The organism is Desulfoconvexum algidum (assembly GCF_055382125.1).
Window position 1 is genome coordinate 2,798,447 of the sequence record NZ_AP042394.1, and the last position, 24,224, is coordinate 2,822,670.

Annotated in this window: 21 protein-coding genes; 7 read left to right on the forward strand and 14 right to left on the reverse strand. The window is 44.6% G+C overall.

Annotated elements, in window-relative coordinates:
• Positions 1-20: 20 nt before the first annotated feature.
• Positions 21-1,394 carry a two-component system sensor histidine kinase NtrB gene (locus ACZ45G_RS12875; RefSeq protein ID WP_464179947.1) on the reverse strand — a complete coding sequence of 458 codons (1,374 nt, stop codon included), beginning with the start codon at positions 1,392-1,394 and terminating at the stop codon, positions 21-23.
• Positions 1,381-2,592 (reverse strand): type II secretion system F family protein, encoded by a 1,212-nt coding sequence (locus ACZ45G_RS12880; protein WP_464178689.1) that lies wholly within the window; start codon positions 2,590-2,592, stop codon positions 1,381-1,383. The genes ACZ45G_RS12875 and ACZ45G_RS12880 overlap by 14 nt, the downstream gene beginning before the upstream one ends.
• 132 nt (positions 2,593-2,724) lie before the next feature.
• Here ACZ45G_RS12880 and ACZ45G_RS12885 point away from each other — a divergent pair, with 132 nt between their 5' ends.
• Together ACZ45G_RS12885 and trpS are read left to right on the forward strand one after the other, a co-directional pair.
• A complete protein-coding gene (locus ACZ45G_RS12885; RefSeq protein WP_464178691.1) occupies positions 2,725-5,400 on the forward strand; it encodes a CBS domain-containing protein in 2,676 nt (891 codons plus the stop codon).
• A 79-nt stretch (positions 5,401-5,479) separates the two neighbouring features.
• Positions 5,480-6,490, forward strand: coding sequence for a tryptophan--tRNA ligase (gene trpS / locus ACZ45G_RS12890; protein ID WP_464178693.1), 1,011 nt, complete (start codon positions 5,480-5,482; stop codon positions 6,488-6,490).
• Here the strand turns inward: trpS and ACZ45G_RS12895 are convergent.
• On the reverse strand, positions 6,479-7,213 hold the full coding sequence (locus ACZ45G_RS12895; protein WP_464178695.1) for a pseudouridine synthase: 735 nt from the start codon (positions 7,211-7,213) through the stop codon (positions 6,479-6,481). The genes trpS and ACZ45G_RS12895 overlap by 12 nt on opposite strands.
• A 2-nt stretch (positions 7,214-7,215) precedes the next feature.
• Positions 7,216-8,397 carry a bifunctional glutamate N-acetyltransferase/amino-acid acetyltransferase ArgJ gene (gene argJ / locus ACZ45G_RS12900; RefSeq protein ID WP_464178697.1) on the reverse strand — a complete coding sequence of 394 codons (1,182 nt, stop codon included), beginning with the start codon at positions 8,395-8,397 and terminating at the stop codon, positions 7,216-7,218.
• A 216-nt stretch (positions 8,398-8,613) separates the two neighbouring features.
• Here argJ and ACZ45G_RS12905 point away from each other — a divergent pair, with 216 nt between their 5' ends.
• The 3 genes from ACZ45G_RS12905 to tnpA all read left to right on the forward strand — a co-directional run bounded on the left by ACZ45G_RS12905 (position 8,614) and on the right by tnpA (position 10,410).
• On the forward strand, positions 8,614-9,081 hold the full coding sequence (locus ACZ45G_RS12905; RefSeq protein WP_464178699.1) for a MarR family winged helix-turn-helix transcriptional regulator: 468 nt from the start codon (positions 8,614-8,616) through the stop codon (positions 9,079-9,081).
• Positions 9,065-9,826 (forward strand): tRNA pseudouridine(38-40) synthase TruA, encoded by a 762-nt coding sequence (truA, locus tag ACZ45G_RS12910; RefSeq protein WP_464178701.1) that lies wholly within the window; start codon positions 9,065-9,067, stop codon positions 9,824-9,826. The genes ACZ45G_RS12905 and truA overlap by 17 nt, the downstream gene beginning before the upstream one ends.
• Positions 9,827-9,975: 149 nt before the next feature.
• Positions 9,976-10,410: an IS200/IS605 family transposase gene (gene tnpA, locus ACZ45G_RS12915; RefSeq protein WP_464177064.1), complete on the forward strand. Its 435-nt coding sequence runs from the start codon at positions 9,976-9,978 to the stop codon at positions 10,408-10,410.
• Between the two features lie 98 nt (positions 10,411-10,508).
• Here tnpA and ACZ45G_RS12920 read toward each other — a convergent pair whose 3' ends face one another.
• The 4 genes from ACZ45G_RS12920 to ACZ45G_RS12935 form a co-directional block, all read right to left on the reverse strand.
• Positions 10,509-12,296 (reverse strand): chloride channel protein, encoded by a 1,788-nt coding sequence (locus tag ACZ45G_RS12920; RefSeq protein ID WP_464178703.1) that lies wholly within the window; start codon positions 12,294-12,296, stop codon positions 10,509-10,511.
• A gap of 2 nt (positions 12,297-12,298) precedes the next feature.
• Positions 12,299-13,615, reverse strand: a complete 1,317-nt coding sequence (locus ACZ45G_RS12925; protein ID WP_464178705.1) for an aminotransferase class I/II-fold pyridoxal phosphate-dependent enzyme — start codon at positions 13,613-13,615, stop codon at positions 12,299-12,301.
• A gap of 149 nt (positions 13,616-13,764) precedes the next feature.
• Positions 13,765-14,037: a PxxKW family cysteine-rich protein gene (locus tag ACZ45G_RS12930; protein ID WP_464178708.1), complete on the reverse strand. Its 273-nt coding sequence runs from the start codon at positions 14,035-14,037 to the stop codon at positions 13,765-13,767.
• Between the two features lie 199 nt (positions 14,038-14,236).
• Positions 14,237-15,298 (reverse strand): esterase/lipase family protein, encoded by a 1,062-nt coding sequence (locus tag ACZ45G_RS12935; protein ID WP_464178710.1) that lies wholly within the window; start codon positions 15,296-15,298, stop codon positions 14,237-14,239.
• Positions 15,299-15,511: 213 nt separating this feature from the next.
• Here ACZ45G_RS12935 and ACZ45G_RS12940 point away from each other — a divergent pair, with 213 nt between their 5' ends.
• A complete protein-coding gene (locus ACZ45G_RS12940) occupies positions 15,512-16,597 on the forward strand; it encodes a 6-phosphofructokinase (protein WP_464178712.1) in 1,086 nt (361 codons plus the stop codon).
• Between the two features lie 181 nt (positions 16,598-16,778).
• Positions 16,779-17,387, forward strand: coding sequence for an L-threonylcarbamoyladenylate synthase (locus tag ACZ45G_RS12945; RefSeq protein ID WP_464178714.1), 609 nt, complete (start codon positions 16,779-16,781; stop codon positions 17,385-17,387).
• Positions 17,388-17,579: 192 nt separating this feature from the next.
• Here the strand turns inward: ACZ45G_RS12945 and ACZ45G_RS12950 are convergent, their stop codons facing one another.
• From ACZ45G_RS12950 to hisC, 6 genes are all read right to left on the reverse strand, one after another.
• On the reverse strand, positions 17,580-19,079 hold the full coding sequence (locus ACZ45G_RS12950; protein WP_464178716.1) for a two-component system sensor histidine kinase NtrB: 1,500 nt from the start codon (positions 19,077-19,079) through the stop codon (positions 17,580-17,582).
• Positions 19,076-19,309, reverse strand: coding sequence for a hypothetical protein (locus tag ACZ45G_RS12955; RefSeq protein WP_464178718.1), 234 nt, complete (start codon positions 19,307-19,309; stop codon positions 19,076-19,078). Before ACZ45G_RS12955 ends, ACZ45G_RS12950 begins: the two co-directional genes overlap by 4 nt.
• A 92-nt stretch (positions 19,310-19,401) precedes the next feature.
• Entirely contained in the window at positions 19,402-20,310 is a 909-nt protein-coding gene (gene sppA, locus ACZ45G_RS12960) for a signal peptide peptidase SppA (protein ID WP_464178720.1), read from the reverse strand.
• Positions 20,311-20,449: 139 nt separating this feature from the next.
• The gene (locus tag ACZ45G_RS12965; RefSeq protein ID WP_464178722.1) at positions 20,450-22,279 is read right to left on the reverse strand and encodes a 30S ribosomal protein S1; all 1,830 of its coding nucleotides are present in this window, start codon (positions 22,277-22,279) and stop codon (positions 20,450-20,452) included.
• A 118-nt stretch (positions 22,280-22,397) separates the two neighbouring features.
• The gene (gene cmk, locus ACZ45G_RS12970; RefSeq protein ID WP_464178724.1) at positions 22,398-23,057 is read right to left on the reverse strand and encodes a (d)CMP kinase; all 660 of its coding nucleotides are present in this window, start codon (positions 23,055-23,057) and stop codon (positions 22,398-22,400) included.
• Between the two features lie 27 nt (positions 23,058-23,084).
• Positions 23,085-24,176, reverse strand: coding sequence for a histidinol-phosphate transaminase (gene hisC, locus ACZ45G_RS12975; RefSeq protein WP_464178727.1), 1,092 nt, complete (start codon positions 24,174-24,176; stop codon positions 23,085-23,087).
• Positions 24,177-24,224 lie beyond the last annotated feature (48 nt).

Sequence of the window (24,224 nt, forward strand, 5' to 3'; positions counted from 1 at the left end):
TTATGCCAAAACATAAGTAACTATCCTGATTTGCCTTGAATTGTCAAGATTTTGTTGTGCTCTTGTTTTTTGTCAGGGGCTGTTAATGGGGAGGGGGTATTTTTAAAAACGATTGTAAAAAGGGTGCCTTTACCAGGGATGGACTCAAAATCGATCATCCCGTCATAGGTGTCAATAATGCGGTGAATTATGGAGAGCCCCAGGCCAGTTCCTTCTGGTTTTGTGGTATAAAAAGGATCAAAAATATGTTTTGCTTTTTCAGGATCAATGCCAGTGCCGTTATCACTGATGGTCAGATAGATCCGCTTGTTTCTCGGTGAACCCAGGCCAATAATAATTTTACCTTTAGCGTCAATGGATTCAGCTGCGTTTTTAATGAGGTTCCACAAAATTTGTTTCAAGTGATCTGGATCAATGGTTATAAAAAGATTTTTTTCCAATTTTGTATCAAGTTGGAGTTTTCTTGTCCCAGGGGTGTTTAAAAACAGGGTCACCACATCTTCAATGGCCTTGGTCATGTCCACCTGCTTTGCATTTATTTTGCTGGGTTTTGCAAACAGCCCAATGTCGTTGGTAATCTGTTTGAGGCGTTGGGTTTCCCTTAAAATGATGTGCATGAGTTTGTCTTCATGGGATCCGGGACGGGCATCTTCTTTGAGAAGTTGTATGGAACCCGATAAAGATGCCAGGGGGTTTTTAATCTCATGGGCAATACCGGAGATCATTTCATCCATGGCGGACATTTTTTCCACCCGTTTAAGGTGTTCCTGGGTTATTTTCAGGTCTTTCCTGGCATTCCTGAGCTGGATGGAGAGGATACTTGAGAGAATGGCCACGGCAAAGCAGGCGGCAATGGTGATAATGATTCGATAGATAATCTGGGTTTCATTACGGGTCATGGATATGGAATATTGCTCCATGAAGGGAGTTAGTACCCCATAATATTCTAATTCAATTAACAGCCCGTATTGGAGACTTGAAAATGTGGCCATGACAAAACTGCCTTTTTGAAGTAAAATCATGGAGGCATAGATGATGACCAAAAGATAAAGAAAGGTGAATACACTGTCAAAACTGCCGGTTACAAAGATGATGCCTGTAACCAGAAAGGTATCCATAATGGTTTGAAAATAAGCAAGGGCCATTAGCCACCGTTTCTGGTTAAGCCAGAAAATATAAAGAATGGACACTATCAGCACACCGGTTGCCAAATAGTACAAGGATAAAAAAGGCTGGGCGAGGAGGGGCAGATTTTCTCCAGAGGAAAAAAACAGACTGGAGAAAATCAGCACAATGGCAAAGACAACCCTGGCCAGGATGATCCATTTTATCTGGGTGTAAAGATCTGAATTTTGCTCAAACGAATTTGCTTTGACCCGATTATCCAATGGCACCCGCCATTGAGAAGATGGGAAGGTACATGGCGATGACAAGCCCCCCCACCACAACACCAAGGAAAACCAGCATAAAGGGCTCTATCATAGCTGTCAGATTGGTAACGGCCTGATCCACCTCATCATCATAAAAGTCGGCTATTTTTTCAAGCATGGTATCAAGGGCACCCGTGGATTCTCCCACGGCTATCATGGAACAGACCATGGAGGGAAACACCCCGCTTTCAAGAAGGGGGTCTGCCATGGACCTGCCTTCTGAAATCCCAGCTTTTACATCGTTTATGGCAAATTCGACAATTTTGTTCCCCGATGTTTTTGCCACAATATCAAGGGCTTCCAGGATAGAAACTCCACTGGAAATCATGGTACTGGAAGTCCGGGTAAATTTTGCAACCGCCACTTTCCGGATCAAGATTCCCATGACCGGCAACCGCAGAAACATGTCATCCATGAAAACCCGGCCTTTTTGGGTTCCATAAATGTGCTTGATCAGAAACATCATTACAATAAGGCCAATAATGATATACAAGATATTGCCGATTACAAAGTTACTCATGATCACGATCATCTGGGTTGGTAACGGCAGGGCAGAGCCAAAACTTGCAAACATTTCTTCAAAAACCGGGATAACAAATACCAGAATGATGCCCACCACAATAACGGCAACAGCAAGGGTAATGGCAGGATAGGTCATGGCACCCTTGACCTGTTTTTTGAGTTTTGCCATTTTTTCCATATAGGCGGACAAGCGGCCCAGGATCACATCCAATATACCCCCGGCCTCTCCGGCTGCAATCATGTTGACAAATAATTCATTAAAAACTTTGGGGAATTTTTTCAAGGCATCGGCAAAAGTTTCACCCGACTCTACTGATTCCTTAATTTTTTTCAAATTCTTTTTAAAGGTGGGGTTTTCCTGCTGGGCCTGCAAAATATCCAGGCATTGAAGCAGGGGCAGTCCAGCATCAATCATTGTGGAAAACTGCCTGGCAAAGATGATAACATCCGTATCCTTGACCTTGGGCTGTAAAAATTCTATGTTTTCAAACAGATCCTTGGGCTTTTTTTTAACCTTTGTGGGGGTGATTTTTCTTCTCCGAAGGCTTGTCCGAACCTGGTCCGAGCTTTCGGCTTCCATTTCACCCTTTACTTTATTGCCCTTTGGATTTTTCCCTTTCCATTCATATAAGACGGCCATGACACATCCTTATTTTAAGGTTTCAATACCGTTGACACTAAAAAATCAAGTATAGCAGAATCACAACATTTGTAAAATCGAAACAGATATACTATATAAATTTCATTCTATTATTTCAACAGGAGTTGGTTTTTGAAGGAAAAAAACAAGAAAATAAAGGCCAGAACCATCATCACCAGCCATGTGAATGCAGATTTTGATGCAATTGGTGCCATGCTGGCCGCACAAAAGCTCTATCCCGATGCTGTTATTATTTTTCCAGGATCCCAGGAAAAAAGTCTAAGGGATTTTTTTATCAGCTCAATGAGTTATCTGTTCAACATGGTTGATCCGGAAATGATTGATTTTTCAGAAACCGCAACCCTTGTCATTGTGGACACCCGGCAGGCGAGCAGACTGACCCGGGTCGCGAAATTATTGGAAAAAAAAGATCTTTTTATAGAAATCTATGATCATCACCCCCCCATGGACAATGACATCAGGGGTAATGTGGATATTTCAAAAGCCTATGGTGCCACCACCACCATCTTGAGCGAAATACTGCAGGAACAAAAAATTTCACTGACACCGGAAGAAGCAACCGTGATGGCCCTTGGTATCTATGAGGATACAGGAAATTTTACCTATTCCTCCACAACCCAGGCAGATTTTATGCAAGCCGGCTTTTTACTCGCCTGTGGTGCCAGTTTAAACACCATTGCAAGTCTTGTGGTAAAAGAAATCAAGGCCGAACAGGTGACCTGGCTCAATGAATTGCTCAACGAAATGACGGTCCACAGGATAAATGGAATAGATGTGTATATTTCTACCATTTCCTCCCCTTCTTATATTACAGATTTGGCCTCCATTGTTCAAAAAATTGTGAGGATGGAAAATCTGGATATCTTTTTTGCCATTGTGCTGATGGGGACAAAAATAAACATCATTGCCCGGAACAGGATACCCGAGGTGGACGTGGGCAAGATCATGACCCAGCTAGGTGGCGGTGGACACGCCTATGCTGCATCTGCCAGGATTGACAACCAGACCCTGCCCCAGGCGGAGATGATGCTTTTGGACAAATTAAAACGTGAGGTCAAGAGCATACAGGTGGTCAAAAAGCTTATGTCCTCCCCTGCCATAACCATAGACCCCTATTCAACCTGTAAGGATGCCGGAAAAATCATGACCCGGTACAATGTGAATACCCTCCTGGTGGTGGATGGGGAAAACAACGCCTATGAAGGCTATATTACCCGGCGGGTGGTGGAAAAAGTGTTGTTTCATCAATTATCCGGGCAATTGGTGTGTGAGTATATGAATTCTGAAATTCATTTTGTCTCTTCCGATGCCGATGTGGCCGAGATTGAATTAAAAATTATCGAAGGCAAGCAGCGGATCATACCCGTCATCGATGACGGCCGGATAAAAGGCGTCATCACCCGGACAGATCTTCTCAATTATCTGGTGCAGCACAATTGGGAAGTCTCCCAGACACAAAGCCAGGTTTCCCAAAAACACCAGGTCAAAAAACGCCAGATCGAGACGCTTTTTGAAAATCGAGTGTCTCCCAATACAAAATGCCTTTTAAAAAGCATCAGTACCGCGGGAAAGGATCTCGGGGTAAACCTCTACGTTGTCGGGGGGTTTGTCCGTGATCTGATGCTGGACCGGGAGATTGAAGATATTGATATTGTGGTGGAAGGCGATGGGATTGCCTTTGCTAAATTTTACGCAGGGCAACAGGGGTGCCGGGTGAATACTCACAAAAAATTTGGCACAGCCGTGATCGTTTTCCCGGATAATTTTAAAGTGGACGTGGCCTCGGCCCGTCTTGAATATTATGCCACACCGGCAGCTTTGCCCATTGTTGAAAAAAGTTCCATAAAAAAAGATCTTGCCCGGCGGGATTTTACCATCAACACCCTGGCCCTCTCTTTGAACACAGAAACCTTTGGAACCCTGATCGATTATTTCGGGGCCACCCGGGATTTAAAGGATAAAACCATCCGAACCCTCCACAACTTGAGTTTTGTGGAAGACCCCACACGGGTGTTTCGGGCCATCAAATTTGCAAACCGATTTGGATTTAATATTGGAAAAGTAACCTCCACTTTAATTAAAAATGCGGTGAAAATTGATTGTTTCAAGCATTTAAGCGGTCTTCGGGTCCTGTCTGAACTAAAACAGATTTTTGGAGAAGAGAATCCGATTCCTGCCATTCACACCATGGAATCATACGGCCTTGAGCGGGTTATCAACAAGCAGCTGATGATAACCCCCACCACATATGCATTGTTTGAATCTGTGAACAAAACATTGACCTGGCATGATCTGCTCTATTTAGATGACCCTTATCCCAGATGGGCCGTCTATTTTATGGCCCTTTTAAACCGATGTTCCCATGGGGTGTGTGAAGAGATCTGCCACAGACTGATGATACCGGTCAAGGAAAAAAGCCTGTTGGTTGAAAAAAGATATAAGGCGGAAAACAGGCTGGCGCTCATTGAAAGTGCCTATCCCATCACCCGCCAGGAATTGTATTGGGGGCTTATCAATTTCAACACGGAGTTTATTTTGTACATGATGGCATTGGCAAAGGATGAAGCCGTCAGAAAAGCCATATCCAATTTTTACACCCGCCATAGATATATCACCCCTATCATTTGTGGAAAAGATCTATTGGCAATGGGAATAAAACCAGGACCTGTGTTTACCCAAATTACAAATCTGATTATCAATGAGAAACTGGACAATAAACTTGAGACCCTGGAAAAGGAAATTTTATTTGCCGCCCAATATGCAAGGACCAACAAACTTATTGATTAAAACTTAGGTTTTTGGTACTCCTTCTTGTTTTTAAATTGGCTCAACCCATTAAATTAACACTTCAATTTTAGGAATATAAATGAAAAACGCAGATTATTTAACCGGCATAACCCCCAGCGGTACCCCCCATTTAGGCAATTATGTGGGTGCCATTCGCCCTGCAGTTGAATCCAGTAAAGACAAGAATCTTACCTCCTATTATTTTTTGGCGGATTACCACTCCCTGATCAAAAACCATGACCCCAAAAAACGGGAACGCTCTTCACTGGAAATTTCAGCGGCCTGGATTGCCATGGGCCTAGATTATGAAAATTGTGTTTTTTACCGCCAGTCTGATATTCCTGAAATCCCGGAACTCACATGGATATTAACCTGTTTGACAGCAAAAGGGTTAATGAACCGGGCCCATGCATACAAGGCCGCGGTCCAGGAAAATGAGGCGGACAAGAACAAAGATCCGGACAAGGCAATTACCATGGGCCTGTTTTCATATCCCATTCTCATGGCAGCGGATATTCTCATGTTTAATGCCAGACGAGTACCCGTGGGAAAGGATCAGATTCAGCACCTTGAGATGACTCGGGATATTGCCGGTCGTTTTAATCATCAATATAAAAAATTATTCATCCTTCCCGAGGTGGTGGTGGATGAATCATCTGCCGTTTTGTCGGGGCTTGACGGCAGAAAAATGAGCAAGAGTTATAATAATTTTATTCCCTTGTTTGATACGGAAAAGCAGCTTCGAAAAATGATCATGAAAATTGCCACCAATTCTCTAGGTCCCGACGAACCCAAAGATCCTGCGACCTGTACCCTGTTTTCCATATACAAGGCCTTTGCAACAAAAGCTGAAACAAAGGTCATGGCAGAACGCTATGCCCAAGGGATTGCCTGGGGAACCATGAAACAAGAATTATTCGAATATATTAACGAAATATTAAAAGAACCCAGAATCCGGTACGATAAACTGATCCAAAACCCTGCCGACATCGAAGCCATCCTGAAGGCCGGGGCTGTCAAAGCCAGGGAATTTTCAGTTCCTTTTTTGGATAAAATCAAAAAAAGTATTGGCTTCAGGTCACTTGGGTAGAGCGGTGGCAAGTGGCTTGGTGCCAGGCAATTTGGTGAGGACTGTAATTTCCCGGTCCGTCAGATAACGCCAGCTGCTTTCTTTTAAATCGCCAAGGTTGATATTTGCCATTCGGATTCGTTTGAGGGTATCAACCTTGTTGTGGGTTTGTTCCACCATTTTCCGGATCTGCCGGTTTCTGCCCTGTTTCAAAATTATCGAAAATTGGTTTTTAGAGATGCGGTTAACTTTGGCCTTTCTGGTTTTGACCCCTTCTATGATCATACCATCTGCCATGGCCTTTAATGCCCTGTCTGGAAAAGGAGAAACGGTTTTCACCAGATACTCTTTTTCATGGTTATGGGAAGGGTGGGAAAGCCTGTTATGGAGCTGGCCATCATCGGTGAGCAGGACAAGCCCCACAGAATCCTTGTCCAGGCGGCCAATGGGGTAGACCCTTTTTTTAATGGGCACCAGATCCAGAATGATTCTGGCATTCTTCTGGGAACAGGAGGTGATTACCCCACGGGGTTTGTTCACCGCAATATAGGTGTACCCTTCTGACGCTTTAGGCGGGCTGACCCGTTTATTGTCAAACACCACTGTGTCCTTTTGCGGATCAACCTGGGTGCCCAGGGCGGTGATTTTTAAATCATTGACCCTTACCCGCCCTTCCAGAATAAAGGTTTCAGCTTTTCTCCTGGAGCAGATACCGGCATGGGCTAAAAATTTTTGCAATCGCATCTTTAGGACCTGTAATCTGCATTGATTTTTACATAGTTCTCACTGAAATCACAAAACAAAAAACCATCTGTTTTGTCCCCCAGGTTTAAATCAAGGACAATATTTATCTCAGGGGCTTTCATGATCAGGGCGGCTTTTTTTTCAGCCGCTTGTCCCAGCCAGCACCCCTTTAAAACCAAAGGAATTTTTTCAAAATACAGGTCCATTTTATTCGGGTCAACCAATGCCCCGGAGCGGCCGGCCGCCGCGGTAATTCTTCCCCAATTAGGATCTTCTCCGTAAATGGCTGTCTTGACCAGATTGGAATGGGCAATTGCTTCTGCGGCCTTAAAGGCATCCGCCTGGGTTTTGCCGCCCCTTACGGTGATCTGGATAACCTTGGTGGCCCCCTCCCCGTCTTTGACTATCATTTTACCCAATTGAAAGCAGACCTTTTCAAGCAGATCCTGGAAGACCGCAAGCCCGGCACCCTCCCGGATACAAGCGCCACTTTCACCGCTGGCAAGACAAAGAAGGGTATCGTTGGTGCTGGTATCTCCGTCCACCGTAATCCGGTTAAAGGAGCGTTCATTGGCCGCGAGCAGTGCTCGATGCAGATCTGTGGCAGTTAAGTCCGCATCGGTCAAGACATAGGCCAGCATGGTGGCCATGTTCGGCCGGATCATGCCCGACCCTTTGGCAACCCCCATTATGGAAAATGATTTGGGTCCCTGGGGGGTTTCAATACTTCCCTTTTCTTTGACTATTTTCTGGCAGGTATCTGTTGTGAGAATGGCCTGGGCAAAATCTTCCAGGCTGTCCGTATGGATATTTTTTTTTAATTGGGGAATTCCTGATTTAAATCGGTCCATGGGCAAGGGGGCACCAATTACACCGGTGGAAGAAACCATGACAAGGTCTTCGGAGATATCAAACTCTTTTGCCACCAAGGCCGCAGTTGCCCGGGCATCCAAAAGTCCCTGACCTCCGGTAAAGCAATTGGCATTGCCCGAATTAACCAATACGGCCTGGCACAAACCCTTTTGTATGGTTTCTTTTCCAAGGATCACCGGAGCTGCCATTACCCGGTTCTTGGTAAACAAGGCCGCTGCTGTTGCCGGTTTATCACAAAAGATTAATCCAAGGTCCCTAAGACCGTTTTTTTTGATTCCGGCGTGGATTCCGGCAAATTTAAACCCTTTCATTCCCATGGCTCCTGTGTAATCTATGAACAATGCTGTCTGTATTATATTGTCTCTGGTAAATTAATTATTATACCTGTGATAGTGACAGCTGTAAATGGTTTATCAACCTGTAAAAATTGTCCCCATGGTTACCCGGGGGAATGGGTTGACATAAATGGAAAAAAATAATATTTGTACATACAATATAAAATGGAAACGAATAAAAAGAGGATAAATATGGACGCTCCCAGGCATAACTTTCTTGAGACCTGTTTGTTTTTTAATACCAATGCGTTTTCCAGGCAATTGCTTAAGTTGGCCGAAGCTGAATTTAAGCCCTTGAAGCTTTCTCCTGCCCATGCATCTCTATTGCTGTTGGTTTTTGAAACGCCGGGGGTCGGTCCCAAGGAATTGAGTCGTTTGTTGTGCCTGACCCCCTCCACCATTACCCGTTTTATCGATTCTCTGGCGAAAAAAAAGTTGGTCGCCCGTAAATCCAAGGGGAAATCTGTTTTAATTTTTCCTACAAAAAAAAGCCTGGATATGCAGGCAGCCATTGCCATGGCTTATAAAAAATTATATTTACGTTATTCCCAAATTTTAGGGGCAACATCCGCCATGGACCTTTCCCATCGGATTTCAAAGGCCAATGGAAAGTTAATGGAAAATTTTAATAACCGGGAAGACAATGAAACGCTGTTTTAAGCTGATTGTTGAATATGACGGCACCTTGTTTTTTGGGTGGCAGCGGCAACCAAAAGGTGCGACGATCCAGGGAGAATTAGAGTCTGCCCTGGGCCATATTTTAAACCAGAAAATTTCTATCCGCGGTTCCGGACGGACCGATGCAGGTGTTCATGCCCTGGGCCAGGTGGCCCATTTCCATGCCCAGACCCAAATGGATCCCCTGGTGTTGAAAAAAGGGCTCAATTCCTTCATAAAATCAGCCATTGTGATCCGTGAGTGTTCGGTGGAAGAGGACACATTTCATGCCCAGTACCAGGCAAGGTCCAAGGAATATAACTATTATATTTTAAATCGCCCGGATCCCCTTGCCATTGGGGATGCCTATTTGTGGCACCTTAAAAAGCCCCTGGACCTTGCCCTGATGAACCAATGTTGTGATTTTATCACAGGGGTTCATGATTTTAAATCCTTTGAAAATACCGGCAGTCCAAGGACCTCTTCCATCCGGGAAGTTTTTTTTGCCGGTGTTGAATCCTTTGACGCTGGGGCCCCTTTTAAAAAGGATCTGGTGGTTTTTAAAATATCCGCTTCGGGATTTTTAAAAAATATGGTACGAAATATTGTGGGAACGTTGGTGGATGTGGGACTTAAAAAAAATGATCCCAAAAAATTTGAAGAAATTTTAATGGCCAGGGACCGCAAGCTTGCCGGCAAGACAGCTCCGGCTAAGGGATTATTTTTAAAGCAGGTGAACTATTCTTGACCTTTTTGTTGGTCGTGACCTTTTTTAGTCTGATGTAGAAACCCTGGCCCTCTGGGCCAGGTCAGAGTGCAGTGGCTTTGCCATCTGTACGACTCAATGTTACTCAATATTCGAAGTTGTCCCCACAACAAACGAGTAAGGAGTAACAAATGAGCCGATTCCAAAAGTTATCACAGACATTATGGTGTTGCCAATACCATATTGTCTGGGTTCCCAAATACCGCTTCAGGATTTTGAACGGTGACGTGGCGAGAGAGGTTGCCAGCTGTATCAGGGCATTTTCAGAGCAAAAAAAGTGCAAAATTGTTGAACTGAATGTTCAAATTGATCATGTCCACTTGCTTGTTAAGGTGCCCCCAAAGATTTCAATCTCAGATTTTATGGGGATTATAAAAGGGCGTACCGCAATCAGAGTGTTCAACAAGTTCAAACATTTAAAATGCAAACCCTATTGGGGTAACAAGTTTTGGGCCCGCGGATACTGTGTTGATACGGTTGGTTTGGACTCTGAGATGATACGAAAGTATGTGAAGTATCAAGAACAAAAAGAAAAACGGGCAGAGCAACGAGACCTGTTCAGCTGAAATTAATTCGGGATAGCTTCCCTTGCCCCCTCAGGGGGCAAGGCATACTAAACCCCTTTTAGGGGTAGCCCAAGGCCTGGCCCTCTGGGCCAGGATATTTACTGTTCATGATCACGGATCTTTTTAACGTGATCATTATAATGGGAAATGATATCCCGTCTGTAAATCAGCCCCAGGAAAACGCCGTGGTCTTCTTGGCTAACAACCGGTAACGCATCAATATTTTTCTGGGTCAGCTTTAAAAGTACGGTGTTTAAATCTTCGGACGGGGTGGTGGTAATGATATCGGATATCATGATATCCTTCATGACCACCAGGTCTTCAAGGTGGCTGGTAAAGATCACCTCCCTGATATCTGTGGATGAAAAAATTCCGGAAAAATCACCTTTGCCATTCATAACCGGAAAATAATGCTGCTTGGTGGTCTGGAAGATTTTTTTAAATTCGCTGAAGGGCATGTCTTCGTTCACACACCTTACATTTTTTATCAGGGGTGTTAAATTTTCCACCTTCATGGTCTGGAGAATGTCCATCATAAACTCGCCGGCATGGGCCGGTGAATCAATCCTTGATTTGACCTGGTTTTCAAAAATAGTCCAGCGCTTGGCCAAAAGATAACACAGGGAACAGACCAGCAGACTTGGCAGCAATAGATGATAGGAATTGGTCATCTCGGAGACAAAAATAATTGTAGAAATGGGGGTGTTGGACACGGCAGTAAAAAAACCGGCCATGCCCACAATCACAAAGGAACCCGGTTGGGTCACAATGGTGGGGATAAGCATGTGGAAAAGTTTACCAACCGCTCCTCCCATGGCACCGCCAATGACAATGGAAGGACCGAACACCCCGCCGCTCCCCCCGGATCCGATGGAAAAAGAGGTGGTAAATATCTTGCCAATGGCCAGGAAAATCAGGGTGGGAATGGCAACTTTGTTAAAAATTGCATCCTGGGCGATGCCATACCCGAATGCCAGGGTGTAGGGCAGAAAAAAACCGATGATACCGGTTAAAAGGCCGCCAATGGCCGGTTTTATATGATTGGGAATATGTAGTCTCTTAAATAGATCAACCACCCCGTAAAACACTTTTACATACAAGACACCTGTCAGGACCAGAACACCAGCAAGCACCATATAGGGCCCAAGCTCCAGGGGATTTTGGAATTTAAAACCCGGGGAGTCAAACAGAGAGCCCCAGCCAAAGGCCAGGCAGAACGTGCAATAGGCCACCACAGAAGAAATTCCTGCAGGAATAATGACCTCCGATTCAAAATCCGGGTCCCGGTAAAGAACTTCAGCAGCAAACAAAGCACCTGCCAGGGGGGCTCGAAAGATACTGCCGACGCCGGCACCAATGCCGGCCGCCATCATGATCCGCCGCTCCCGTTTGGATAGTTTTAACTTGGTGGCCAGAAAAGAGCCGAATCCGGCACCTATTTGTGCGATGGGCCCTTCCCTGCCGCCGGATCCTCCCGTGGTCAGGGTAAGGGTGGAGGCAATGGTTTTGATAAAGGGAATCCTGCTTCTGATAAATCCGTCTTTGTGATGGTAGGCGTCAATGGCAGCGTCGGTCCCATGGCCTTCGGCTTCCGGTGCAAATGTATAGACCAGCCATCCGGACAAAAGACCGCCAGCGGCAGGTAAAATCAATAATATCCACCGGTTGAATGGGGTCTGGGTATGGGGCATTAACAGGTGCTCTCCGGCAGGAGAGCTGGGGCGGTATCCCGCCATTAAGTCCAGAAAATAATGCATGCCAAGGCCGCACAAAAAATGGAAAAGAACAGCTCCTAACCCTGCAATGAGGCCGATGAGGACAAAATAGAAGAGCCATTTTCCTGCAACTGCAATCTCTGTTGCCTTGGCATTTTGACGGATGTTCATGTCTACCCTTTTCGAAGGTCGTTAATGCCGCTTAAAATGATATCAAAAAGCGTTTTTACGTCTTTTTCTTCCAGGCATGAAAACGCTACCCGGATATTTTTATCGCCAATGGAGATGAGACCGGTACCATAGTTGTCCAGCAAATGGAGCCGCAATTGCTCCGCATTGACATCTTTTAAGCGGATGCACATGAAATAGCCGGAATTAAAGGGATATACCTCAAACCCATCGGCATATTTCGGGTCGGAAAGGACCTGTTTCATCTTTTTGGCCCGTCGTTTTAACAGGTCAAATTTTTCTTGTTTCAAGGCATCATAGTTGTCGTCACACATGGACTTGAGCAAAATGGTCTGACTCAGATGGGAACAATTGGAGATGTTGCCCCGGATACACCCAGCCGTCTTTTTTTCCAAAGCCTCAAGTACCGGTGCCATATCCTTATCTCCTGCAATGCCATAGGTGACAAACCCCACCCGAAACCCCCAGACATAGTCTTCTTTTGTGGCGCCGTCCAGTTTTACAGCCAACAGCCGTTTGTCTCGACCGGCAATCTTTGCAAACAAAGATTCTTTACTGGTTTCTTCTTCAAAGAAAAGGCCAAAATAGGCATCATCACATGCCGCCACCACATTGGTACCCTTTTGGGCTAGTTCAATGAGAATTTGGGCCACCCGCCGGGCCTCTGATTTACTCAGGGTATATCCGCTGGGGTTGTGGGGAAAATTTAAGACCGTAATAATTTTATCATTTTCTTGTGCCTGCTTACGAATAACCGCTTCAAAGGAATCAATATTGAACTTTGTGAGTGCTTCGTCATAGGTTTTATAGTGAACGATTTTAGCGCCATTTCGTACACAAAATGTCATATTGTAGTTGCCCCACATCATGTCAGGCAGCACAATGACATCCCCTTTGTTCACCCAAAGATCGGACAATATACTGACCCCGTGGGTGATGCCCGAAGTGACAACCGGAAGGCTGATAGCCTGGTTTCCAAGGGAAGGGTTTTTGGTGTACAAACTTTTTTTCCATTTTTCCCTCAGGGCAGCAATCCCAAAAGAAGGCGCATAGGGCAAATACTCATCGGGTTCAATTCCCGTTATGTATTGGGTAATGGATGACAGGCTTAAAACAGAGTTCCCCTCTTTGGCGATACCGATGGTTGCATTAATTTTATCGGCTTTTATCTTGGCTTCAGCGCTCTGGCTTAAAATACCCTTTGGGAAAAACAATGCTTTTCCCATATCCGAGAGCATGTCATAAATATGAGGATTCGACTCTATGATCGTTTTATTAAGTTCTTCTGCAATGGCATTCATAATTTATTCTTTTCGTTTAGGATAGGGGGTTAATAACAAAATCTATGGGTAAACACAGGTACAGCATATCCGTAAAAAAATAAAAACTCTGCAGCCTTCTTACATCAGGAAAACCACAGAGTTTATATAAACGACAACTATATCTAAAATTATCTTCTCTTGGATGCCTTGATCGGGTTGATTTTTTGTTTTTTGGCGGCAACAGCTGCTTTAATATGGGTTGCAAGGTTGCAATTTCCATTTTTCCACTTGAGTGACGGGTCCGGTGCTGCGGTACAATAAATACCAGTCTTATATTCAGAAGCTCTCTGGCATCCTTTGCATTCATCCACTATTGGCAGGCAATGCCCATCATTATAACCACAACCCTTGGCAGTCATCAATACACACTCGTCACCTTCTCTTACTGTAGTACAAATCATAATAAAAAATCCTGTTATTTTGAATTTATAAAATCAAAGATACCAAAGTGCTTCTTTGTTATCTTTATTTATTTTTTTACCTTTTATTCAAGGACTATAAACCTTGAACAAGTATCATAAGATACAGATTCTGTCAAACACTGTTTTATTCCGGCCGGGGGCAAACCCCAGGGTATATACAAAAATCCGACCTTTGATTTCAGGGTGTCAGCATTTTAAGGATAAGGGGAACAGCCGGTGGTATCCGTTGACTTGACACAGAAATATTTCGAATCATTGTCAGGTGGGTTCCTTGTACCATTGTCAAGGGAACTTTGTTCAGTCGAGCAGAATTCACGGAGACCAGGCCATCCCCAATAATAAGACTCATTGACACCAGTGTTTTTTTCAATGCCCTGGATGCCGGTCGGGTTTCAAGGGGTAAATTTTGTTGCAAATGCTGTATAAACTTTGGTATTTCACCATCTGACCATGGGCTGACCGTGCCTGCAATCACCTGTATATCAATAAAGTCCGGAAGCGGCCTGCTGTTCAACTCGGTTAAAAACCGGCTGCCCGGTAAAAGATCTATTCCTGCTTCACCCGCCCCGTCGAGAAGACCGTTCAACCAGTGGGTTTTTTTATTGAATAAATTGTGAAATTGATCTCTGATTTCAGTAAAAAATCGAAATTGAGCCAACTCAGAGCCATGGTTAGGGGTTCCTACCATTATGAAATGGTCGATACAAGGAACCTTCCCCAGCTTTGCTTTTTGAAAATAGGCAAAGCTGGGGTCAGTGAGCATGTCCCTTGCGATCAACCCGCCCATGGAATGGGCAACAATTGAAACTGACCTTTTTTTTGGGGCAAAATAAGAGGCCATCTGGTTGAAAAAAAAAGTTGAAGATGCCTTGATGGATTGATCATTGGGATAGGTCATTATCAATACCTTAAACCCCCGTTCAGAAAGGACAGGTGCCAGGTTCATCCAGATAAGCCCCGGTTCGTCCAGTCCATGTATGAGGATAACGGTGCCATGGGCCCCACCTGGTGAGGCTTCACCTGGTGACAAATCTAAGCCTGTTTTAAATAATTTAAGCCCATGGGACTGCTCAAACCGTTGGGCTGCTTTGGGATATGCTCGTTTAACCGCGGTATAAATCGAATGTCTAATTTCCCTTTCCTGTTCCCTGAAAAAAAGACGGCCCACCTGAACCAAAAGAAAAATCGTAAGCATAATTCCCAGGAGAATATGCCACTTTTTTTTATTAAACATGTTCATATCATTTCCATAAAATGGGTCTACCACCTATTTTTCTCAACTTTTAAAAACCCGTAGATCATACGCAATAACTCCTGAAATCACAATCCCTCCATGGCCATAATTTTAGAAGGAAAGATATGGGTTAAAGTATTATTTTATGATATATTTTCCAGGGAATATAAAAATACAATGAGCCCCTATATTGCGCTAATATCCTACGAGGAGACATGGATGACAAATAAAATCGGAATTGTAACCGGAGGCGGAGACTGCCCCGGCCTGAATGCGGTCATTCGGGCCATCGTAAAAACGGCCACCCTTAACGGCTGGGAGTGTTTTGGAATCCATGGCGGGTTTGACGGACTGCTCACCCCGGTCCAGGTAATGCCCCTGGCAACCAAAGACATGGACGGTTTGCTCATCCGGGGTGGCACCATATTGGGCACGGCCAACAGCGGCAAATTTTCAGCAAAAACAGGACACGGTGAACCAAGACAGGTTGACCAAAACATCTTAAACCAGGCCAAAATTAATTTTGAAGCCCTGGGTCTCGCTGCCCTTGTTGCCATTGGTGGTGACGGCACCCTTACCATTGCCCAGCAAATGTTTGAGATGGGGTTTGCCGTTGTGGGGGTTCCCAAGACCATTGACAATGATCTGGATGCCACCCAGACAACCTTTGGCTTCGATACTGCCGTAGCCTGTGCCGTGGATGCCCTGGATCGCCTGCACAGCACAGCCCAGAGCCATAATCGGGTTATGGTCCTGGAGGTCATGGGTCGATATGCCGGATGGATTGCGGCCTATGCCGGGTTGGCAGGAGGGGCAGATGTAATTTTAATCCCTGAGATTAAATTTAACCATGATGCGATTCAACGAAAAATTCAGGCAAGAGAAGCCGAAGGAAAACATTTCACCATTGTCATCATGGCAGAGGGAGTGACCCTTGAGGGCCAGGGGTTTGTCACATCAAACAAAACCGGAACCGACAGGGAAGCCCGCCTGGGGGGGATCGGACACCTGGTTGCCGAGGAAATCGAAAATAGATCCAAAAAAGAAACCCGGTGTGTGGTGCTGGGCCATCTACAGCGGGGAGGCCAGCCCACACAGTGGGACAGACAATTGTGCACCCGGTTTGGTGTTCACGCATTCCAACTGATTGCCCGAGAACAATTCGGGTTTATGGTGGCGTTAAAAGAAAATGGAACGATGGGGCCGGTAACCCTCAAGGATGCCATCAATAAAATACGCAGGGTGGATCCTGCAGGAGATCTGGTGATGACAGCCAGGGCTCTGGGAATCAGTTTTGGGGATTAGTGTATTTCTCTAATCTGATTCAATACCAATCTGATACAATGGTTGGACCTAAAATTGATGATTTGATTGACACTGACAGATTTTACCTATAATTTGTCTGGTGTTAATTTATGGTGATTTTTATGATGATGGCTGGAAATTTTGGCAACGAAAATGCTAATAAAAAGGACAATACAATCGCATGTTATTAAAAATAAATCCCGATAATCCCCAGGAACGCCAAATCCAACGGGTGGTAGATATTTTACGTAAAGGCGGAATTGTGGCCTATCCCACGGACACCTATTATGGTATCGGATGCGATATCATGAACAAAAAGGCCATTGAAAAAATATATGCCATTAAACAAAGGGACAAAAACAAGCCTTTCAGTTTTATCTGCCCGGACTTAAAAGACATATCCACCTATGCCAAGATCTCAAATTTTGCCTATCGGAATATGAAACGACTATTGCCCGGCCCCTATACCTTTGTGCTGTCCGGCTCCAGAATGGTCCCCAAAATCATGCTGACCAAACGAAAAACAGCGGGTATCCGGGTCCCGAACAATCAAATCGCCCTGGCCCTTGCCAAGGAACTTGGCAATCCCATCATCTCCACCTCGGCCACAGATCCAAATGGGGATATATTTGAAGACCCTTCTCTTCTTCACGACTACTTTGAAAACAGACTTGAAGTGGTTATTGACGGGGGACCTGTTCCGAACGCTCCGTCGTCGGTGATCTCTTTAATTGACGACATACCTGAAATTATCCGATATGGCGCCGGAGATGTTGATATCTTTGAGTAAAAAAGATACACCAATACTGTAAAATAATCGCCTGGTACTCGCTCGACTCCCCCCATAAAAAATCCCAAAAAAACAAAACCAGCCCCCGATTAAAGAGACTGGCTTGTGGGCGGGTTTCTTTCTTTATTTAAAAAAAATCATTAATTAAATAAGATATCCTTTGATCTTTAAAAATTACCCGGGTGATGCTGTTTATTTGATTCGCTTGAGATTTCTGGCTGTGGGTGGCACCAATCTGGGGATGGTGATCACGAACCGGCTGCCCCGGTCTTTTGTGGAGTCCACCTCAATCTGCCCCCTGTGCTGCTGGATGACCTTGTTGGAGATAAAAAGCCCAAGACCCGTTCCCTTATTGCCCTTGGAAGAAAAGAAGATGGTGAAAATATTCTTCAGGGTGGCTTTGTCCATACCCAGGCCGTTGTCTTGGATTCTGAACACGATGTTTTCAAGATCGGCCCTGGCAAAAAAGCCGATGGTGTGCTGCCTGCCCTTGGTGACTGGGTCGTCAACACAGGCTTCGATGGCATTTTCAAGGAAGTTTATCATGGCGGCTTGGAGACTGTTCCTATCGATCTCAAATTTGTCGTCCAGGGTCAGGGTCTCGAATTTATGGGCCACAGTGATACCGTGTTTTTTAGCCTTCATGGTTACCATATCCAGGGTCTCTTCCATAAAGGACCTGCAGGAGACCTGTTCCCACTCCATGGTCCGGGTCTTGGTGTAATAGAGGATGTCCAGGACCAGTTTCTTGATTCTGGAATTCATCTCCTGGGTTATCTGGAAGCCGTTCTGGATTTTTTGGGGGTTTTTAAATTTAAATCCCGAGTCCATCAGGTAAAGTCCCCCGTCCATGCTGGTGAGCAGGCCCTTAATCCCATGGGAGATGGAGCCAATCATAAAGCCCAGGGAGGTTAAATGATCTTCCAGACGACGGGAATCGGTAATGTCCGTGAGCATGACCAGTGCATGGGTTACCTGACCTGTCAGATCCCTGATGGGGGCGCTTTGGAAGAGGACCACATGCTTGACCCCGTCAGAAGAAATAATTTCCATTTCCGATACCTGGTTGGCGCCGCTTTTTATGGTTTTCTGGGCCGGGCAGTCCCGGCAGGGCTCGTCCCGATTTTTGCAGATACCGAAGCAGTATTCTCCGAGATGGCGGCCGAAATACTCCTCAAATTTCCGGTTGGCTTCAGTGATCTGGTAATCCCTGTCCTGGACAAAGACAAAGCAGGGCACCTCGTTGAACAATTGCTGGTAGCTCTGCTGGGATCTGGCAAATCGGCTCTTGTAGCAATTTTCGTTGAAACAAATATGCTTATGGAGGTAAAGTCGCTCCAGGGCTCGGCTGATATACAGGTCAAAGGTGGCCGCAGTGGCCGGCAGGATCATGAAATCCGAAGCCCCGCTCTTAAGCGATTGCACCCCAGTTTCCAGATTCTCTTTGTCCACGGCTGCAATGATCTCGATTTGGATATGCTGTTTGGTTATGGTTGCGATTTTTTCCAGGCAGCCTTTGATATGGGTATGGATAAAGACAACGGAGATATCCGGGAGTCTCTCCATATTGCTGGTAATTGGCTGCTGAATCTGATCCTCGTCCATGGAAATGAAGCGTACCTGACTGTAGAACCTGGACTGTTCTATGTCAGGTACGGTATTTTTATCAAAATTTATTATCTGGATTTTCATGACTCATTACTACCACATCGAAACTGACGGATGGAAGCAAAATTTGGGCTAAAAGCAAAATTCAAGTTAAACAATCCGTTAAAATTTATGATATTGATGTTTGCGCATTGAATAAGAGTCTTGTAGGCAAGTCCTATTTCATCGGCTTGGATTTCCTGGCCGGTTTCCGGGTCTATGTTTCCAGTACTCGCCTGGTACTCGTTTTTTATGGAAAAATGATGATTGTTCATGAATTATCATGAACAAGATATAAAGGACTTATCAGCTAAAGTAAATAGGGGCTTTGTTTTTAATCATTCATTCTCTTTATTTTTAGTTAGCCTTAACGGGTACCAATGATATACCTGAAATTATCCGATATGGCGCCGGAGATGTTGATATCTTTGAGTAGGGTATCGGCCAGCTTTCGGATAAAGGTCATCTTGTCCTCTCTCGGATAAACCGGCACGGGCTTTCCCTCAATCTGGGCCAATTCTCCGGCCCACTGAACCGCATCATCCAAATTTCCCAGTCGGTCAATCAATTTGAGTGCCAATGCTTTTTGTCCGGTATAAACCCGGCCATCGGCCAATTTTGCCATATTGGCAATGTCCATATTTCTGGCCTTGGCTGCATCAGAGACAAACTGAAGGTGAAGTTCATCCACCAGCTGCTGGAAAATCTGTTTTTCGTTTTCCTTGAGTTCCCGCAGGGGAGATCCCATGTCCTTGAATTCCCCGCTTTTAATCACCACAGGGGAGATGCCGATCTTTTTGGCAATTTCCATGAGGTTGGCATATTCCATGATTACACCGATACTGCCGGTAATGGTCCCAGGATTTGCAACAATTCCCTGGGTGGCTGCCGCCACATAATACCCGCCGGAAGCTGCCACCGACCCCATGGAAGTGATCACCTTTTTTTTGGCACGGGTTTTGATCAACTCCCGGTATATTTCCTGTGAAGGACCGATACCCCCTCCCGGGCTGTCAATTCTGATAACAATTGCTTTGATATCATCGTTTTCTCGGAAGGTTTTTATATCCTCAATGATTTTTTTTGATGATATAATGGGACCCACCACTTCCACAATACCGATATTTCCTTTTTCATGGCCCAGGGAGTCAGAAAAACCAGTATCTATTATTTTTGAACTGACATGAACCAGCCCGACAAACCCCAGAAAAACCAGGGTAAAACAAGCGGACATAATGGTTAGAAAAAATAAAAACGGATGTCGTCGTGAAAACATAGCTAAATATCCTGTATAGAGTTAAAGAATTCCATTATGGAAAACCGGTTCAAAATATTTTGATAAAAAAAGGGCCGGGTAAAACACTCTTTACCCGGCCCCGTTACGATATTGAAAATGCAATCAACTACATTTTGTTTTATTTTTCGTCTTTTTCCTCTGTGTCAGCATCTTCCTGGCTTTTATTGGCTTCAAGCTGCTCCTGGATGTTGTTTCTGAGGAGTTCACCAAAGGATGAGGTCGCAGGTTTCATATTCTTTGCAAAGTCTTCAAGATACTTGTCATCATCATCTTCTTCAAGACGTTTGATGGAAAGCCCGATCCGTCTTTCATCGGAATTAATATTCATTACCTTGGCTGTGATCGTATCTCCGATCTGGTAATGCTCTTTTGGGCTTTTGATGTTTTCTTTGCTGATTTCAGAAACATGAACAAGGCCTTCAATACCTTCTTCCAATTCTACAAATACACCGAAGTCGGTCAGGTTGGTGATTACACCGGAAATTTCTTTACTCACTTCATAGCGTTCTGCAACTGATTCCCATGGATCTGCCTGGGTCTGTTTGATGCCCAGAGAGAATCTTTCATTGGATTTATCAATATCAAGAACAACTGCCTGGATGGTATCATTTTTCTTGTAGACTTCAGACGGATGCTTGATCCGTTTTGTCCAGGAAATATCAGAGATATGAACCAGACCGTCAATGTCATCGTCAATGCCGATGAACAGCCCGAACTCAGTGATGTTTTTGATCTTACCCTCTATAATCGTTCCCACAGGGTATTTCTGGGAAATGATTTCCCAAGGGTTGTCAACGGTCTGTTTGATACCCAGAGAAATTCTGCGGTTATCGGGTTTCAGGTCCAGTACAACCGCTTCAATTTCCTCTCCCACGGCAACCATCTGGGAAGGATGACGGACCTTTCTTGTCCATGACATTTCAGATACATGGATCAATCCCTCAACACCCTCTTCCAGTTCAATAAAGGCACCATAATCGGTGAGGCTGACAACCTTGCCCTTTATCTTTGAGTTAATGGGATATTTTTCAACAGCTGTTGTCCATGGATCAGGCGTCAACTGTTTCATACCAAGGGATACCCTTTCTTTTTCAAAATCAAAGGATAGAATCTTTACCGTGATATTATCACCGACGGAGAAAAGCTCTGAGGGATGTTTAACCCTTCCCCAGGAAATATCTGTGATATGCAGAAGTCCATCCACACCGCCAAGATCAACGAAAATACCATATTCTGTAATATTTTTAACGATACCGTCCATGACCTTGTCATTTTCAATGGTCTCAAGGGTAGTGCTTCGAAGTTCATCCCTTTTCGCCTCAAGAAGAACCCTTCTTGACAGAACGATATTATTTCGTTTTTTATTATATTTCAGTACTTTAAAGGTATAGGTCTTGTTTACCATTTCATCCATGTTACGGATGGGTCGCAAGTCCGCCTGGGAACCCGGCAGGAATGCCAATAGACCGATATCAACGGAAAAACCGCCTTTGACTCGGCTGGTAATGACACCCTCAATGGTCTCGTCCGCATCATAAATTTCTTTGATTGCATCCCAAACTTTAACTTTTTTGGCTTTTTCATGGGACAAAAGAACGGTTTCCTCTTCCTCATCCCATACTTCAATCATTACCTCAAATTTATCATCGACCTTGACATTGATATTGCCTTCCTCATCAATGAATTCATGAATAGAGATCTGGCCTTCAGATTTATATCCCACATCGACAAGAACCTTTTCTTTGCCGACGGAGATGACAGTTCCGGTAACTACCTGTCCCTCTTCAAATTTGCTAAGGCTGGATTCATAAATGCCCAAAAGCTCTTCCATGGTCTCTTCGCCGGTAATGTCTTCCATCCCCATCCCGGGCTCAGATACTGTTTCCTGTGTCTCTAATTCGTCTGTATTCATTGGTTGATTTTCGTTTTCTTCAGCAATGTCGTTCATTAATATTATTCCCCTTAATCGAATTTTACACCAGTAGCCCCTCGAACAAAGAGATTCCGAGTGCAATTTGCCTTTATAACAACTCAAGATAAAATAATCAAGCCAATTCTACTAACTTTTACCTTTTTTGAATATAATTTAAGATTTTAGCGACCACTTCCGGGATGGTTAAACAGGAGGAATCAATTTTTATGGCATCGGGTGCTGCCATAAGGGGGGCTTCTTTTCGTTGGGAATCATTGGTGTCTCTTTTTTCCATATCCTGCTGTACTTTTTTAATATCTTTTTGTTCTTGTGGCATCTCGGCATATCTTCTTTTTGCCCGGACAGGCAGGTCGGCAAAGAGGAAAAATTTAAAGGGGGCATCGGGGAAAACCACCGTACCCATGTCCCTGCCTTCAAATACAGCATCCTGGCTCTGGGCAATGTTTTTCTGGATATCAAGCAATGCCAATCTTATCTGGGGCTTTGCAGAACTTGCCGATGCCAGCATTGTAATCTCAGGTGTCCTGATATACGGCGTAATATCCTTTTTAGACGAGGTCAGTAAAAGAGCGTCTTTTGCCCTGTTAAAATTTAAATCCAGACCCATGAGAAATGCTTCAAGGCAGGCATCATTTTTCCAGTCAATCTCCTGATTCTTTATTTCATAGGCAACGCCTCTGTAAAGGGCACCGGTATCCACATAGACACATCCCAATTTCTTGGCCAAAAGCTTGCTGATGGTTGTCTTCCCGGCACCTGCCGGCCCGTCGATGGTGATAATTCGATGTTTCATGACCTATCCTTATATTACTTACCTGATTTATTTTCCCAATACCTGTTTTAATGCCTTGATAAAAATTTGGTTCTCTTCGTGGGTTCCAGTATTCACCCGCAAAAAGGTATCAAACCCATAGGATTTTAAAGCCCTGACAATCACCCCTTTTCCCAGCATCGCTGTAAAAACACGGGTGGCATCTGTTTTTACATCAACCATCATAAAATTGGACTGGGTGGGAAGGGGATTAAGTCCCATCTTGGTCAGCTCAGAACTAAGATAATCAATTCCTTCATGGGTCGCCCGGATGCTTTTGTCTAAAAAATCTTCATCCTGGAGTGCTGCTTGTGCAGCCACCTGGGCCATGGTGTTCACATTAAAGGGCTGACGAATTCGATTTAAAATTTGCGCCACCTCCCTGTCCATGATCCCATACCCGATTCTGAAACCTGCCAGACCATAGGCCTTGGAAAAGGTTCGAAGCGTAACGATCCTGGGATCTTTTAGGGGATCATCAAGTGAGTTGAACACGGATTCGTCCCTGACAAATTCAATATAGGCTTCATCCACCACAATGATCACATCCCGGGGTATCTTTTCTGAGAAAGCGCTAAAGTCATCCTTAGAAATGGTACTGCCCGTGGGATTAAAGGGATTGGTGACAAAGACCATTTTTGTGCGGGGCCCCACCCTTTTGGCAATCTCATCCAAATTTGTGGTATAGTCTCGAAGGGGGACCATGACAGGCGTCCCTTTGGCGGTTTTGACACTGATCTCATACATTAAAAAGGAGGGCAAGGGCATGATGGCCTCATCTCCCGGGTTTAAAAACCCATGGGCCAGAAGGGCAATAATATCATCGGATCCATTTCCCAGGACAATAGTGTCAACACCCACCTGAAATTTTTTGGCCAGAAGCTTGCACAGTTCATGGGCCACAGGTTCCGGATATCGATTCATGCTGGAGAGGGTTTCATTTACCGCCGCAATTACCCTGGGGGAAAACCCCAACGCATTCTCATTAGAGGCAAGTTTTACCGCATTGGTGATGTTATATTCTCTTTCCAGTTCCTTTAGGGGTTTACCCGCCTCATAGGGTTTGATAGTCTCAACCGAGGCACTAATTTTAAACTTCATGGATCCATATCTCCTCATGGTAAAAGAAACAATATTTAGTTAGGATTT